This window comes from Streptomyces sp. NPDC127092, assembly GCF_042722475.1.
In the GTDB taxonomy this organism is placed as follows: Bacteria; Actinomycetota; Actinomycetes; order Streptomycetales; family Streptomycetaceae; genus Streptomyces.
In genome coordinates this window covers 134,210-151,108 of the sequence record NZ_JBHXFE010000001.1, presented here as the reverse complement: position 1 = coordinate 151,108, position 16,899 = coordinate 134,210, and the positions used below count along the sequence as shown (strand labels likewise).

Genomic DNA, 16,899 nt, shown 5'->3' with positions numbered 1-16,899 from the left:
GTTCCGCTACGAAGGAAGCAAAGAAGGGGCTCTGCCATGGCACGATTCGTACGCGCGGCACTCGGCGGCGCCGCGGCGTTCGCCCTCGCCCTCGCGCCCGCCGGTACAGGGTCCGCGCTCGCCGCGCGGGACACCGTCGAGAGCGACGCGATCACGTTCGGCGCTGCGACCTGGGTGGACCTGCAGCGCGTGACGGGCGCGGACCCGGTGGTCAGCGTGGACGGGCGGGGCAACGGCCGCGTCTTCGTCGACTTCCCCTGGGGCCGGCTCACCACGCCCCAGCTCCCCAACATCGTGGCGCGCTCGCTCGACGGCGGCGACACCTTCCGTACCCTCTTCGACGAGACCTGCCCGACCGGCAACTCTCAGCCGCACTGCGGCGATCCGGGCTTCGGCAACAGCGCCCTCGCTCTCTCCCCCGACAGCGACAACGCCTACCTGGCCGGGATCGCACCCGGCTTCACGGGCATCACCGCGTCCGCCTCGGCCGACGCCGGCGACACCTGGCCGCACTTCAACACCCTGACGTCCCCGGCGGTGATGGACCGCCCCTGGCTGGTCTCGCCGGGCAAGGAGACGGCGTACCTCACCTGGAACAACGCGACGCTGCTGACGGCAGGGCTGCCGAGTGCGCAGTACGCGACCACGACGGACGGCGGGAAGAACTGGACCGTCGACCCGGATCAGTCGAGGAAGTACCGGTTGGGCGGCGGCACCCGGCTGGTGACGGACCGGTCCGAGCAGAGCCCCGCACACGGCGCCGTCTACCAGATCTTCGGCGATGTGGACCCCGTGGGCAATCCACTGCCGCGTGCGGCCATCGCCGTGTCCCTGGACGGAACGAAGAGCTTCGTCGTCCACCCCGTCGGGGACGACCTTCCCGCCGGTGACACGGGCGACGGCTACCGCGGCTACTCCCTTCCCTGGGTCACCACCGACACCGCCGGAAACCTCTACGCCGTGTGGTCGACCGCCGACGGCTCCGACGTGGTCATGCGGACGTCACTGATCTCCGATCCGGCCAATGACCCACGCCGGCCGAACGGCAGCCCGGGCACCAGGTGGAGCGCCCCGGTCCGGGTCTCGACCGGGGCGGCGGAGACCGCGGTCGTCGGCAATGTCGTGGCGGGCTCGCCGGGGAACGTCGCCGTCGTCTACTACGGGACGAACGGGACCGGGATCCCCGACTCCCAGCCCGACACCGCCGTGTGGCACGCGTTCGTGGCCCACTCCGCCGACGCCCTGGCCGCCCGCCCCACCTACACCCAGTCGGTGATCGACCACCGTCCGCCGCACGTGGGCGGCTACTGCACCAACGGCTTCGGGTCCTGCCCCGAAGGCTTCAGCCAGGAGCGGGGGCTTCGCAACTGGATGAACGTCGGCTTCGACGCCGACGGCCGGCTGTACGCGGCCTGGAGCGACGACCACAACGCCGGCCGCAGGACCGCGATCCGCTTCGCCAAGCAGGCCACGGGGCCGAGCATGATCGCCGGGAAGCCCGCGTTCGCCGACCGGCCCCCGAACGGCCCGATGGACGATCCCGTCGGCGACGCCACCTGGAAGAACCGCGTCGGCGACGGCACCAACCTGCCGGGCGCGGACCTGACCCGGGTGGGCGTGGGCCGACGCGGCGACCTCGTCCGCGTCCAGCTGACGGTCGGTGACGCCACCCGCTTCGAGGACGCGATCGCCGCGGTGACGCCGTTGGGCGGGCGACTGCTCCTCGTCGTACGGTTCGAGACGGCGGACCAGGAGTACTTCGCGGCGTACGAGTACACGAGGGGCGGCGGGCGCCGCGCCTTCACCGGGCGGATCGACGACAACGACCACGTCGGCGGCGTCACCTCCGCCAACGCGATCGACTTCGCCCAGGACGACCCGGCGTTGTCGGCGACGGTCAGCGGCAACACCCTCACGATCACGCAGAGCGCGTCCGTCCTCGGCGGCAGGGCCGCACCCGTCCTGAGTGTCGTCGGAGCGAGCCTCATCGGCCCGGCCTCCGCCGCCGAGACCACGTCGAACCTCCTGAACACCATTGACGCGACACGGGCCTACGACCGCTAGCGCGGTGACCGGGAAGGTTCGCCGGGTCGGGCGGCCGGGCCCGGTGAACCCGTGCGGTCACCGCCCTAGGCCGCCTGCTCCTCCAGGAAGCGGGCGACCGCCGCCGGCGTCGGGTAGTCGTACAGCAGCACCGGCGGCAGCAGCATGCCGGTCGCCTCGCAGAGCCGGTTGCGCACCTCCAGCGCGGTGAAGGAGGAGAAACCGATGTCGAGGAAGTTGTCCTCGGCGTCGATCAGTTCGGGCGAGGCATGCCCCAGTACGTCCGCCGCGTGCACCCGGACCAGCTCCAGGAACGAGGCCTCGACAGCGGCAGGGACAGGGGCAGGGGCGGGAGCCGGCGGGGCTTCGGGCGAGGGCTCCGGGACGGCCGGAGTGCCCCGCACCGTGCCCGCACGCGCCGGCCACCAGTACGGGACGTGCTCGAACGGGTACGTCGGCAGGTCCGCGTCCCCGTCCGCCCTCGTGCCCGCCGGTCCTCCCAGCCACGCACGCCAGTCCACCTCCACGCCCGCCACGTGCAGCCGCGTCAACGCCTCGGCCAGGGAGGCCTCGGCCGGGCGATCGCGCACGAGGGTCGGCGTCACGACGGGAGCCGGCGTCGAGTCCGGCTGCGCGGCGGCCACCATGGGAGCCAGGACCGCGTCCGGGCCGACCTCGACGAAGGCCGTGACGCCCGCCTCGTACAGCGTGCCGAGGGCCGTGCCGAAGCGGACCGGGGAGCGCAGCTGGTCGGCCCAGTACGCGGGCCGGCGGAGGTCGTCGAAGTCCAGCGGCTGGCCGGTGAGGTCGGAGACGATCCGGAGCGCCGGCGGCCGGAACGCGAGCCCGGCCACGACCGCGCGCAGCGGCTCCAGGGCGCCGTCCATGTGGTGCGAGTGGAAGGCGTGGCTGACCCGCAGCCTGCTGGTCCGCCGCCGCCACACCGTGAGTGCTGCGGCGATCTCCGTCACGGCGTCGGCGTCACCCGACACCACCACGGACGCCGGTCCGTTGACGGCGGCCAGACCGACCCGGCCGTCGTATTCCTCGAGCAGCGCGAGCACCTCCTGCTCGGACGCCTCGCAGGCCAGCATCGCACCACCGGACGGCTGCTCCTGCATCAGCCGGCCACGCGCCGTCACCAGGACGGCCGCGTCCTCCAGGGACAGCACCCCGGCGGCGACGGCGGCCGTGATGCCGCCGATGGAATGCCCGGCCACCCACTCCGGTTCCGGCAGCACCCGGGCCAACTGCCGGAACAGCGCCAGCTCCAGGGCGAACAGGGCGGGTTGGGCGAACTCCGTCCGCTCCAGCAGGGCGGCTTCCGCACTGTCCTCGTCCGCCAGCAGCAGCGGCACCAGCGGCCTGCCCAAGGGGGTGCCGAACGCCTCGCCGATCTCGTCCAGGGCCGAGCGGAACTCCGGCCGGCTCTCGTACAACGCGCGGCCCATCGCGGCGCGTTGGCTGCCCTGCCCGGTGAAGAGGAAGGCCGTCACCGGACGTTCGGCCGCACGGCCGCGCACCAGGCGCCCGCTCGGCCGGCCCGCCGCCAGGTCCGCGAGGGCGGTGCGGGCGCCGTCCCGGCCGCCCGGGAGGACGGCCGCGCGGTGCCGCAGATGGGCGCGCCCCAGGGCGAGCGTGCGCCCGACGGCCTCGGGCGACGGTGCCCGCTCGTCCAGGCGCGCCAGCAGCCGCTCGGCCTGCCTCCGCAGCGCCTCCTCCGTACGGGCCGACAGCAGCCAGGGCGTCGCCGGAACCTCAGCCGCCCCGGACGTCCCGGAAACCCCGGGTTCCGGGCGGGTGCGGCTCGCGGCCTCGGCCGCCGGCTCCTCGGGTGCCTGCTCCAGGATCACATGGGCGTTCGTGCCGCTGATCCCGAACGAAGAGACACCCGCCCGGCGCGGCCGCCTCCGGTCCGGCCACGGCACGGTCTCCGTGAGCAGCTCCACCGCCCCCGCCGACCAGTCGACGTGCGGGGTCGGCTCGTCCACGTGCAGGGTCCGCGGCAGTACGCCGTGCCGCATCGCCTCCACCATCTTGATCACGCCGGCCACCCCGGCGGCCGCCTGCGTGTGCCCGATGTTCGACTTGAGCGAGCCCAGCAGCAGCGGCTCGCCCTCGGGCCGGCCCTGCCCGTATGCGGCGAGCAGCGCCCGTGCCTCGATCGGGTCTCCGAGGCGGGTGCCCGTGCCGTGCGCCTCGACCACGTCGACCTGTTGCGGTGCCAGCCGGGCCGAGGCCAGGGCCTGCGCGATCACCCGTTCCTGGGTCGGCCCGTTGGGCGCGGTCAGCCCGTTGCTCGCGCCGTCCTGGTTGACCGCCGAACCGCGCAGCAGCGCCAGCACCCGGTGCCCGTGGCGCCGGGCGTCGGAGAGCCTCTCCAGCAGGACGAGGCCGACCCCCTCGGAGAAGCCGGTCCCGTCGGCGGCCGCCGCGAACGCCTTGCACCGCGCGTCCGGCGAGAGCCCGCGCTGCCGGCTGAACTCCACGAGCAGCTGGGGCGTCGCCATCACCGTGACCCCGCCCGCCAGCGCCAGGTCGCACTCGCCGTCGCGCAGCGCCCGCGCCGCCAGATGCATCGCCACCAGCGAGGACGAGCACGCCGTGTCCAGGGTGACGGCCGGCCCCTCCAGGCCCAGGTGGTAGGCGACCCGTCCGGAGGCCACGCTCGTCGCGTTCCCCGTCATCAGATGCCCCTCGTACCCCTCGGGCACCTCGGCGGGCGGTGGGACGTACGCCTGCGAGACGACCCCGGCGAACACCCCGGTGCGGGTGCCGCGCAGCGAGGTCGGCGCGATCCCGGCGCGCTCGAACGTCTCCCACGCCACTTCGAGCAGCAGCCGCTGCTGCGGGTCGGTGGCGATCGCCTCGCGCGGGCCCATCCCGAAGAAGGCCGCGTCGAAGCCGCCCGCCTCGTGGAGGAAGCCGCCCTCCCGGGCGTACGTCGTGCCGGGCCGGTCCGGGTCGGGGTCGTACAGCGCCTCCAGGTCCCAGCCCCGGTCCACCGGCAGGCCGGAGATCGCGTCGCGCTCCTCGGCCACCAGCCGCCACAGGGCCTCGGGGGAGTCGGCGCCGCCCGGGAAGCGGCAGCCCGTCGCCACGATGGCGACCGGCTCGTGGCTCCGGTCCTCCAGCTCCCGGATCCGCCGCTTGGCCTGCTTCAGGTCGGCGGTCGCCCGCTTCAGGTAGTCGCGGAGCCTGTCCTCGTTGCTCATCGCCGTAGCACTCTCTCCGTTCAGCGGTTCAGGAGGCATCGAATTCCCCGTCCAGCTCGCCGTTCAGCTCACCGTCCAGTGCGCGGAACAGTTCCTCGTCGGTCGCGTCCGACAGGTCGGGCGCACCACTGTCGCCCTCGGACCCGCCGGCGGAGCCCGCCGGAGCGGCCTCCTCCTCCCAGCGCCACAGCGCGGCCCGCAGCCGCTCCCGCAGCACCGGGAAGTCCGGGCTGTCGACGGTCACGGAGGCCAGCAGCCGGTCCAGATCGGCGGCCGGGTCGGTCGGCGCCAGCAGCGCGAGCAGCCGCCCGGCCAGCGCCTGCGGCGTCGGGAAGTCGAACACCAGGGTCGTCGGCAGCCGCAGTCCGGTCGCCGCGGCGATCCGGTTGCGCAGCTCCACGGACGTCAGCGAGTCGAAGCCGATCTCCTTGAACGCCCGGTCCGCCGCGATCCCCTCGTGCGCCGTGTGCCCCAGGACCGCCGCCACGGAGTCGCGTACGAGGGACAGCAGCACCCGCTCGCGCTCCGGCCCGGGCAGCTCCGCCAGCCGGTCCGCCAGACTCCCCGCCGATCCCGGAGCCGCCTGCGCGGCCCGCCGTACGACCGGGCCCCGCACGAGGCCGCGCAGCACCGCCGGGATCCCCTCGGGGCGGGACCGCAGTGCCGCCAGGTCCAGCGGGGCCGGAACCAGGACCGGCCGCCCCGCGTCGAGCGCGGCGTCGAAGAGCGCCATGCCCTCGGGCACGGTCATCGCGACCAGGCCGCCCCGGCCGATCCGGGCCAGGTCGGCGTCCGCGAGATGACCCGTCATCCCGCTCGCGTCCCGCCACATGCCCCAGGCCAGCGACACGGCCGGCAGGCCGAGCCGGCGCCGGTGACCGGCCAGCGCGTCCAGGAAGACGTTCGCCGCCGCGTAGTTGGCCTGGCCCGCGCCGCCGAGCTGGCCGGAGGCGGAGGAGAACAGGACGAAGGACGACAGATCCAGGCCGCGGGTCAGCTCGTGCAGATGCCACGCCGCGTCCACCTTCGGACGCAGCACGGCCTCCGTCTTCTCCGGCGTCAGCGACGCCAGCACCCCGTCGTCGAGGACGCCGGCCGCGTGGACGACATCCGTCAGCGGATGCTCCGGGTCGACCGAGGCGAGCAGCGCCGCCAGTGCTTCGCGGTCGGCGGCGTCGCAGGCGACGATCCGCACGCGCGCCCCGAGGGCTTCCAGCTCGTCCCGCAGCGCTTCCGCCCCGGGCGCCTGCGGGCCCTGACGGCCGGTCAGCAGCAGGTGGCGGGCACCGCGCGCGGTCACCAGGTGCCGGGCCAGCGCCGCGCCCAGCGTGCCGGTGCCGCCGGTGATCAGCACGGTCCCGTCGGAGGCCGGCGCCGGCAGGGTGAGGACGACCTTGCCGACGTGACGGGCCTGGGCGAACCAGCGGAACGCCTCCGGCGCACGTCCGGCTTCCCAGGTGGTCACGGGCAGCGGCTCCAGGGCGCCCCGCTCGAACAGGTCGAGCACCGAGGCCAGGACCGCGCCCACGGTTTCCGGGTCCATGTCGAGCAGCTCGAACGGCTGGTAGGCGACACCCGGCCGCGCGGCGGCCACCGCCTCCGGGTAGCGCGGATCGGCGATGCCCATCTCCACGAACCGGCCGCCGGGTCCGAGGAGCCGCAGCGAGGCGTCGATGAACTCGCCGGTCAGCGAGTTCAGGACGACGTCCACGCCGGTACCGTCGGTGGCGGCGCGGAAGGACTCCTCGAAATCGGTCGTACGGGAGGAGGCGAGCCGGTCGCCGGCGACGCCGAGCGCGCGCAGCGCGCCCCACTTGGCCGGACCGGCCGTCGCGAAGACCTCGGCCCCCAGATGGCGGGCCAGTTGGAGCGCGGCGAGTCCGACGCCGCCGGCGGCGGAGTGGATCAGCACCTTCTCCCCGGCCTTCAGCCGGGCCAGCTCGACGAGCCCGTAGTACGCGGTGGTGAACACGGCCGGGACACCGGCCGCCTGCGCGAACGACCAAGGGGCGGGGATCCGGGCGATCAGCCGCCGGTCGGCCACGGCCACCGGCCCCACGGCGCCGGGCACGAGCCCGAACACCCGGTCTCCGACGGCGAGATCGTCCACCCCCGGTCCGGTCTCCAGGACCGTGCCGGCGGCCTCCGTGCCGAGCGGTGCGCCGACGGGCACCATGCCCAGGACGGTCAGCACGTCCCGGAAGTTCAGCCCGGCGGCGCGGACGCGGATCCGCACCTGGCCCTCGGCCAGGGCGGCGCCCGCCTCCGGGTGGGGAGCGGCGTACACGTCGTCCGGCGAGCCGCCCGGCGTCGCGAGCCGCCACGGCCCGTCCTCCACGGGCGGCGCGAGCGGCGCGCCCGCGGGCACGGCCGTGAGACGGGGCACGAGGACCCGCCCCTCCCGGAGCGCGAACTGCGGCTCCCCGGTGGCGACCGCCGCGTCCAGCGCCCGCCGCGAGGCCGAGCCGGGAGCGGGGTCGTCGATGTCGGCCAGCACGATCCTGCCGGGGTGCTCGGTCGCGGCGGAGCGTACGAGACCCCACAGCGGGGCGGCCGCGAGCTCCGCCACATCGCCCGGGCCGGCCGTCACAGCACCCCGGGTCAGCACCAGCAGACGTCCGTCCGTGTCCCGTTCGCTCCACTCCTGGAGTCGGGTGAGCACGTCCGCCACGGCGGCGCGGACCGCCTCCGGCCCCTCGCCTCCGTACGGGCCGGTGGCGTCGAGGAGTTCGTACGCGCCCGGGTCGGCCGGGGACCCCGACGGCTCGGCCGGCTCCGTCCAGACCGGTTCGTACAACGACCGTTCGCCGGACGGGCGCGGCCCCGAGGACAAGAGCCCCGGTGCCACCGGTCGCAGGGTCAGCGTGTCCACCGACAGGACGGGCGCGCCGCCGGGATCGGCGACCGACACGGACACCGAGTCCTCGCCGCCCGCGCCCGGGGCCACCGTGACCCGCAGCGCGGTCGCGGACGTGGCGCGCAGCGAGACCCCGCTGAAGGAGAACGGCAGTCGTATGCCGTCGCCGAGGAAGTCGCCGAGCCCCATGGTGTGCAGCGCGGAGTCGAGGAGCGCCGGGTGCAGGGTGAACCGCGCCGCGTCGTCGTGGTGTTCCGGCGCCAGGGCCACCTCGCCGTGGACGGTGTCCCCGGCCCGCCAGGCGGCGCTCAGGTTCTGGAACGCGGGACCGTACTCGTAGCCCAGAGCGGCCAGTTCGTCGTACAGACCGTCCACGTCGAGCGGTTCGGCGCCCGCGGGCGGCCAGGACGCCGTGGCAGGTGACGGTTCCGCGCCCGTGCCCTCGTCCGCCGGGGCCAGGACGCCGGTGGCGTGCCGGGTCCACGGCTCGGACGCGCTCTCGGCCGCGGGCCCGTCGGCGTCCGGGCCGGTGTCGGGGGAGTCGGGGCGGGAGTGCACCGCGATCCGGCGCAGGCCTGCCTCGTCCGGTGCCTGCACGGACACCTGGATCCGGACGCCGCCGCGCTCGGGCACGAACAGCGGTGCCTCCAGGGTGAGTTCCTCGATCCGGTTGGTGTCGAGCCGGTGGGCGGCCCGCAGCGCGAGCTCCAGGAGCGCGGTGGCCGGCAGCAGCGCGCTGCCGTTCACGGCGTGGTCGGCGAGCCACGGGTGCGAGGCGGCGGTGACGCGGCCGGTGAGCAGGAGCGTGCCCTCGTCGGCGAGCGTCGTGACCGCCGTGAGGAAGGGGTGGTCCGAGGCGTCCAGGCCGAGGCTGCCGGCGTCGCTGTGCGCGGCGGGGCCTTCCAGCCAGTAGCGCCGGCGCTGGAAGGGGTAGGTGGGCAGGTCGGTGGGGGGTGTGGCGGTGGTGGGGGTGGTGTGCCAGGTGACGGGTGCGCCGTGGGTGTGGAGGGCGGCGAGCGACTGGTGGAAGCGGGCCAGGGTGCCTTCCTTGCGGCGGAGGGTGCCCGTGACGAGCGGGGTGAGATCGGTGGAGTCCGCGTCGAGGGTGTCCTGGATGGCGGTGGTCAGCGTCGGGTGCGGGCTCGCCTCGACGTAGGTGGTGTGGCCGGTCTCGACGAGCGCGCTGAGCGTCGGGTGGAAGAGAACCGGGTTGGCGAGGTTCTGGAACCAGTAGTCGGCGTCCAGGGTGCTGGTGTCGACGAGACCGCCGGTGAGCGTGGAGTAGAAGGCCACGGTCGACGGGACCGGCGTGATGTCGTGGAGGAGTTGGGTGATGTGGTGGTGGAGGGGGTGGACGTGGGGTGTGTGGGAGGCGTAGTCGACGTCGATGGTGCGGGCGCGGATGTTCTGGTTCTGGAGGGTGGTGACGAGGTGGTGGAGTTGGGTGGTGTTTCCGGCGATGACGGTGGAGTGGGGGCCGTTGTGGGCGGCGATGTGGAGGTCGTCGTAGGGGGTGAGGTGGGTGGTGGTGGTGTGGGCGGGGAGGGGGATGTGGGCCATGCCGCCGGTGCCGGCGAGGTGGAGGAGGGTGCGGGAGCGGAGGGTGACGATTTTCGCGGCGTCGTCGAGGGTGAGGGCGCCGGCGATGTGGGCGGCGGCTATTTCGCCTTGGGAGTGGCCGATGACGGCGTCGGGGTGGATGCCGTGGTGCTGCCAGAGTCTGGCGAGGCTGGTCATGATGGCGAAGAGGGCGGGTTGGATGACGTCGACGCGGTCGATGGGCGGGGTGTCGGGGTTGTCGGGTGTGTTGGGGGTGTTGTTGAGGATGTCGAGGAGGTTCCATCCGGTGTGGGTCTGGATGGCGTCGGAGGCGGCGGTGAGGTGTTCGGCGAAGACGGGTGAGGTGGCGAGGAGTTCGCGGGCCATGCCGTCCCACTGGGAGCCCTGGCCGGGGAAGACGAACACCGTCTTGCCCAGCGGACCGACCGAACCCTCGACGAGACCGGCGTGCGCCGTCCCGGCGGCCAGGGCCTCGAGCCCCGCCCGCAGCTCGTCCCGGCCCGTGTGGGTGACGACCGCCCGGTGGTCCTGGTGCGACCGCCCCGTCGCCAGCACATGGGCCACCGCGCCGAGATCGGCGTCGTCCTTCGACTCCAGCCAGGCCAGCATGCCGCTCGCCTGCGCCTTCAGCGCTTCCTCGCTGTGGCCCGACAGCAGCCAGGGGCGCGTTTCCGCGCCGCCGGCGCCCTGACCGTCCCCCGGCCCGGGCTCGGGCTCGGACGAGGGCTCCTCCGCGGGTTCGTACGCGGGAGCCTCCTCCAGCACCACGTGGGCGTTGGTCCCGCTCATGCCGAACCCGGACACGCCGGCCCGCCGCGGGCGCCCGTCGGCCGTCCACTCGCGCGCCTCGGTGAGGAGTTCGACGGCGCCCGCCGACCAGTCGACGTGCGGGGTCGGTTCGTCGACGTGGAGGGTCCGGGGCAGGAGGCCGTGGCGCATGGCCTCGACCATCTTGATGACGCCGCCGACGCCGGCGGCGGCCTGGGTGTGTCCGATGTTGGACTTCAGCGAGCCGAGCCACAGCGGCCGGTCGGCCGGCCGGTCCTGCCCGTACGTCGCGACGATCGCCTGGGCCTCGATCGGGTCGCCGAGCGTCGTGCCCGTCCCATGGGCCTCCATGGCGTCCACGTCCGCGCCGGTGAGCCCCGCGTCGGCGAGCGCCTGCCGGATCACCCGCTGCTGCGACGGCCCGTTCGGCGCGGTGATGCCGTTGCTGGCGCCGTCCTGGTTCGTGGCCGTTCCCCGGACGACGGCGAGCACCTGGTGCCCGTTGCGCCGCGCGTCCGAAAGCCTCTCCACCAGCAGCAGGCCCACGCCCTCGCCGAACGCGGTGCCGTCGGCGCCCGCCCCGAAGGCCTTGCAGCGGGCGTCCCGCGCCAGGCCGCGCTGGCGGCTGAAACCGATGAAGATGTCCGGGTTGGCGAGCACCGTCGCACCGCCCGCCAGCGCGAGATCGCACTCGCCGTCACGCAGCGACCGCACCGCCAGGTGCAGGGCCACCAGCGACGACGAGCAGGCCGTGTCCACGGTGACCGCCGGACCCTCGAGGCCGAGGGTGTAGGCGATCCTTCCGGAGGCGATCGACCCGGCGCTGCCGATCCCGAGGTATCCCTCCATGTCGGCCGGGAGCTTCACCCGCGAGCCGTAGTCCGTGTAGACGACGCCCGCGAAGACCCCGGTCCGCGAGCCGTGCAGGGACGCCGGGTCGATGCCCGCCCGCTCGAACGCCTCCCAGGCGGTCTCCAGGAGCAGCCGCTGCTGCGGGTCCATGCTGGTGGCCTCGCGCGGGCTGATCCCGAAGAACGCCGGGTCGAACTGGTCGGCGTCGTGCAGGAATCCGCCCTCCCGGGCGTACGAGGTGCCCGGGTGGGCCGGGTCGGGATGGAACAGCCGGTCCAGGTCCCAGCCGCGGTTGGCCGGGAACGGCGAGATGACGTCGCTCTCCGACGCGACCACCTGCCACAGCTCCTCCGGCGACCGCACACCGCCCGGGTAGCGGCAGGCCATCGCCACGATCGCGATCGGCTCCCCGGCGTACGCGCCCCTCCCGGACGTGCCCGCCCGGGCGGCCGGGTCCGCGGCGACCCCGTCGAGCAGCTCGGCCCGCAGATGGGCGGCGAGCGCCGAGGGTGAGGGATGGTCGAAGACGAGCGTGCTGGGCAGCCGCAGACCGGTCGCGGTGTTCAGCCGGTTGCGGAGTTCGACGGCGGTCAGCGAGTCGAACCCCAGGTCCTTGAAGGCACGCGAGGGGTCCACGGTGTCCCGCGCCGAGTGCCCCAGCACCCCGCCCACCTGCGTCCTCACCAGATCGAGCAGGGTGCGCAGCTGCTCGGCCTCCGGCAGCGCGGCCAGCGAGGACGCGAGGGAGCCGGCCGCCCCGGCGGTACCGGTGGCCGCCGCGTCGCGTACCGCGTGCACCAGGGAGCCGAGGACCGGCGGCAGCAGCCCCGCGCGGGCGCGCTCCACGAGCACGGCCCGGTCCAGCCGGGCGGCGGTGAGCGCGGCGCGGTGCTCGGCGCGGCCGGCCAGCGCGAGCAGGTCGCCGACCTGGCCGGTGCCGAACGGGACCAGGCCGCGCGAGTCGGCGCCGGCCGCCTCGCGCGGACCCCACGCCACGGAGACGGCCGGCAGGCCGAGGGCGCGGCGGTGGCCGGCGAGGGCGTCGAAGTGGGCGCCGAGCGCCGCGGCCAGTGCGCGCCCGGTTCCGCCGAGGACTCCGGACGTGTCCGGGGTCAGCAGGACGAAGGAGGCCGGCTCCAGTTCGAGGGTCAGCTCGTGCAGATTCCAGGTCGCGTCGGCCTCGGCCCGCAGGGCCTCGGCGAACGCCGCCGGATCGGTGGACGCCAGGACGCCGCCCTCGACCGGTTCGGCCACATGGACGACGGCCACCGGCCGTCCGTCGGAGGGCAGCGCGGCCAGGGCGGCGCCGAGCCCGTCCCGGTCCGCCGCTCCGCCCGCGACGGTCCGTACGGCGACACCGTCGGCGGCGTACGCCTCCGCCCAGTCGGGAGCCGTACCGAGCAGCAGCAGGCTCCGGAGCCCGCACACCTCGACGAAGTGACGCGCGGCCGCCTCCGCGAGATCGCCGTCACCCGACACGACCACCGTGCCACCGGCCCCGCCGCCCACCGGGGGAGCGGGGAGCGGAGCGTCGGCGAAGTCGGCGGGTCGGCTGCGGATCAGCCGCGGAACGAGCAGCTCGCCTTCCCGTACGGCCAGTTGGGGTTCATCGGCGGCAAGGGCACCCGGCAGCGCGGCGAGCGAGCCGGCCGCGCCGTCGAGGTCGAGCAGGACGACCCGCCCGGGGTGCTCCGACTGCACGGCCCGGACGAGCCCCCACACCGCGGCGGGCGCCAGGTCCGGCACCTCGTCCGCGTGGGTCGCCACGGCGTGCCGGGTGAGCACGACGAGCCGGGTCGCCGCCGCCCACGGGGCGGCCAGCAGCCCCTGGAGGTGGGGGAGGAGCCCCGCCGCGTCGACCGCCGGCAGGAGGACGAGGCCGGGGGGCGCGCCGGCCTCCGCGCCGGGGTCGGGTGCCTCCGGCGGACCGGAGTCCTCGGAGCCGTACGCGGGGACGGGCACCGGAGCGGTGCCGAACACCTCGGCCACGCCCGGGAGTCCGGCACCGACCAGTCCCCAGCCGCCGACCCCGGCCGACGGCCGCGGTACGGACCCGAGCGCCTGCCAGTCGAGTCCGAGCAGCCAGTCGTGGCGGGCCCCGGAGGTCCGGGGCAGCGGACGCAGGGTGACGGACGCGACGGTCGCGACCGGTGCGCCCTCGGCGTCGTGGACGTGCAGCTCGTACGCCTCGCCGCGGGCCACGAGCACCACGCGGACGGCCCCGGCGCCCACGGCGTGCAGGGTCACGTCCCGCCACTCGGCCGGTACGACGTCCTGGTCGAGCTCGTCGAGTGCGGCCCTCAGCCCGGAGTCGAGCAGGGCCGGGTGCAGGCCGTACCGCGTCGCCTCGCCCACCGTCTCCTCGGGCAGCGTGACCTCCGCCCGCACGCCGTCGTCGGGGACCGCGGGCACGGCCCGCGCCGCCGCTTCGGAGAGGAGGCCCGAGGCGAGTGCCGTCCACGGGCGGTGCAGGGCGTCGTCGTCGGCCCCGTCCTCGTACGGCCGGGCGTGCAGGGTGAACTCGCGCTCCCCTTCCTCCCCGGGCGCGGCCACGGTGAGCTGGACGTCGACCCCGCCGGCCGGGGGCAGCGCGACGGCGTCGCCGAGCGACAGCCGCGCGAGGTGGAGACCGCCGAGTACACGGGCCGCCTGGAGGGCCAGCTCGAAGGGGACGGTGCCGTTGAGGACGGCCTCGTCCAGCCAGGGGTGGGCACGGGCCGCGATCCGGCCGGTCAGCAGCAGGGTGTCCCCGTCGGCGAGCGTGGTCGCCGCGCCGAGCAGGGGGTGACGGGTGGTGTGCAGCCCCAGGCTCTCCGGGTCTCCGCCGGTCGCCGCGTCCTCCAGCCAGTAGCGCTGGTGCTGGAAGGGGTAGGTGGGCAGGTCGGTGGGGGGTGTGGCGGTGGTGGGGGTGGTGTGCCAGGTGACGGGTGCGCCGTGGGTGTGGAGGGCGGCGAGTGACTGGTGGAAGCGGGCCAGGGTGCCCTCGTCGCGCCGCAGCGTGCCCGTGACGAGCGGGACGAGGTCGCCCGGGTCCGCGTCCAGGGTGTCCTGGATGGCGGTGGTCAGCGTCGGGTGCGGGCTCGCCTCCACGAACGTCGTGTGGCCGGTACGGACGAGGTCCTGGAGCGTGGGGTGGAACAGGACGGGGCTGGCGAGGTTCTCGTACCAGTAGTCGGCGTCGAGACCCGCGGTGTCGATCGGCCCGCCCCTGAGCGTGGAGTGGAAGGCGATCGTGCTCGTCCTCGGCGTGATGTCGTGGAGGAGTTGGGTGATGTGGTGGTGGAGGGGGTGGACGTGGGGTGTGTGGGAGGCGTAGTCGACGTCGATGGTGCGGGCGCGGATGTTCTGGTTCTGGAGGGTGGTGACGAGGTGGTGGAGTTGGGTGGTGTTTCCGGCGATGACGGTGGAGTGGGGGCCGTTGTGGGCGGCGATGTGGAGGTCGTCGTAGGGGGTGAGGTGGGTGGTGGTGTGATGGGCGGGGAGGGGGATGTGGGCCATGCCGCCGGTGCCGGCGAGGTGGAGGAGGGTGCGGGAGCGGAGGGTGACGATTTTTGCGGCGTCGTCGAGGGTGAGGGCGCCGGCGATGTGGGCGGCGGCTATTTCGCCTTGGGAGTGGCCGATGACGGCGTCGGGGTGGATGCCGTGGTGCTGCCAGAGTTTGGCGAGGCTGGTCATGATGGCGAAGAGGGCGGGTTGGATGACGTCGACGCGGTCGATGGGCGGGGTGTCGGGGTTGTCGGGTGTGTTGGGGGTGTTGTTGAGGATGTCGAGGAGGTTCCATCCGGTGTGGGTCTGGATGGCGTCGGAGGCGGCGGTGAGGTGTTCGGCGAAGACGGGTGAGGTGGCGAGGAGTTCGCGGGCCATGCCGTCCCACTGGGAGCCCTGGCCGGGGAAGACGAACACCGTCTTGCCCAGCGGACCCACCACGTTCCGGACCAGGTTCGGGTGCGGCTCGCCCTGAGCAGCCGCCTCCAGGGCCTCGCGCAGGTCCTCCCTGCCGGAGTGGGTGACGACCGCCCGGTGGTCCTGGTGCGACCGACCCGTCGCCAGCACATGGGCCACGGCGTCGAGTTCGGCGTCCTCGTGCGTCTCCAGATACGTCCGCAGCCGACCGGCGTGCTCCTGCAGCGCTTCCTCGCTGTGACCCGACAGCAGCCACGGCGCGGGTACGGCACCCGCCGCACCGTCCGGCCCGTCCGCCGCGCCCGGGGCGGCGGACTCCTCGGGCCGCTCCAGGATCACGTGCGCGTTGGTACCGCTGATGCCGAACGACGACACGGCCGCGCGTCGCGGCCGCTCCGCCTCCGGCCACACCACCTCGTCCGTGAGGAGTTCGACCGCGCCCGCCGACCAGTCGACGTGCGGCGACGGCTCGTCCACGTGCAGGGTCCGCGGCAGGACGCCGTGCCGCATCGCCTCCACCATCTTGATGATGCCGCCGACGCCGGCCGCCGCCTGCGTGTGCCCGATGTTGGACTTCAGCGACCCCAGCCACAGCGGCCGTCCGGCCGGCCGCCCCTGGCCGTACGTGGCCAGCAGGGCCTGCGCCTCGATCGGGTCGCCGAGCCGGGTCCCCGTGCCGTGCGCCTCGACCGCGTCCACATCGGCGGTGGTGAGCCCCGCGTCGGCGAGCGCCTGCCGGATCACCCGCTGCTGCGACGGCCCGTTCGGCGCGGACAGCTGTCCGCTCGTCCCGTCCTGGTTGACGGCGGAGCCGCGGACCACGGCCAGGACGTGGTGCCCGTTGCGCCGCGCATCCGAGAGCCGCTCCACCAGCAGCAGGCCCACGCCCTCGCCCCACCCGGTGCCGTCCGCCGCGGCCGCGAACGCCTTGCAGCGCCCGTCCGCCGACAGCCCCCGCTGGCGGCTGAACTCGACGAACAGCCCCGGCGTCGCGATGACCGTCGCACCGCCCGCCAGCGCGAGGTCGCACTCACCGTTGCGCAGCGCCTGGACGGCCAGGTGCAGCGCCACCAGAGACGACGAGCACGCGGTGTCGACCGTGACCGCGGGACCCTCCAGACCGAAGGTGTACGAGAGCCGGCCGGAGGCGATCGACCCGGCGCTGCCGGTGCCGATGTACCCCTCCAGGCCGTCCGGGGCCTGGCGGATCCGGCCGCCGTAGTCCCCGTACATCACCCCCGCGAACACCCCGGTGCGGCTGCCGCGCAGCGTACGGGCGTCGATGCCGGCCCGCTCGAAGGCCTCCCACGCCGTCTCCAGGAGCAGCCGCTGCTGCGGGTCGACGGCCAGCGCCTCGCGCGGGCTTATCCCGAAGAACGCCGGGTCGAACCGGTCGGCGTCGTGCAGGAACCCGCCCTCCCGGGTGTACGTCCTGCCGGTGCGCTCCGGGTCAGGGTCGAACAGCGCGGCCGTGTCCCAGCCCCGGTTCTCCGGGAAGGGCGAGATGGCGTCGGTGCCCGACGCGACGACGCGCCACAGGTCCTCCGGTGAGCGCACCCCGCCGGGGTAGCGGCAGGCCATGCCGACGATGGCGATGGGCTCGTGCCGCTCGGCCTCGACCTGGCTCAGCTGTTCCCGCGTCTGCATCAGATCGGCGGTCACCCGCTTGAGGTAGTCGCGGAGCTTGTCCTCGTTCGTCAT

At 74.6% G+C, this 16,899-nt stretch carries 3 protein-coding genes; 1 reads left to right on the top strand and 2 read right to left on the bottom strand.

The window, feature by feature from the left end; all coding sequences use genetic code 11:
* The first annotated feature begins 36 nt into the window (after nucleotides 1-36).
* Nucleotides 37-2,064: a hypothetical protein gene (locus ACFWJO_RS00500; RefSeq protein ID WP_386862629.1), complete on the top strand. Its 2,028-nt coding sequence runs from the start codon at nucleotides 37-39 to the stop codon at nucleotides 2,062-2,064.
* A 65-nt stretch (nucleotides 2,065-2,129) separates the two neighbouring features.
* On the opposite strand, the gene ACFWJO_RS00495 is transcribed toward ACFWJO_RS00500, so the two are convergent.
* Both ACFWJO_RS00495 and ACFWJO_RS00490 read right to left on the bottom strand, forming a co-directional pair.
* A complete protein-coding gene (locus tag ACFWJO_RS00495) occupies nucleotides 2,130-5,258 on the bottom strand; it encodes a type I polyketide synthase (RefSeq protein ID WP_386862628.1) in 3,129 nt (1,042 codons plus the stop codon).
* Between the two features lie 28 nt (nucleotides 5,259-5,286).
* Nucleotides 5,287-16,899 carry an SDR family NAD(P)-dependent oxidoreductase gene (locus ACFWJO_RS00490; protein ID WP_386862627.1) on the bottom strand — a complete coding sequence of 3,871 codons (11,613 nt, stop codon included), beginning with the start codon at nucleotides 16,897-16,899 and terminating at the stop codon, nucleotides 5,287-5,289.

Bases quoted from the DNA above. Each gene is read 5' to 3' on its own strand.
- ACFWJO_RS00500 (WP_386862629.1), top strand. From the start codon at position 37: ATGGCACGATTCGTACGCGCGGCACTCGGCGGCGCCGCGGCGTTCGCC.
- ACFWJO_RS00495 (WP_386862628.1), bottom strand. From the start codon at position 5,258: ATGAGCAACGAGGACAGGCTCCGCGACTACCTGAAGCGGGCGACCGCC.
- ACFWJO_RS00490 (WP_386862627.1), bottom strand. From the start codon at position 16,899: ATGACGAACGAGGACAAGCTCCGCGACTACCTCAAGCGGGTGACCGCC.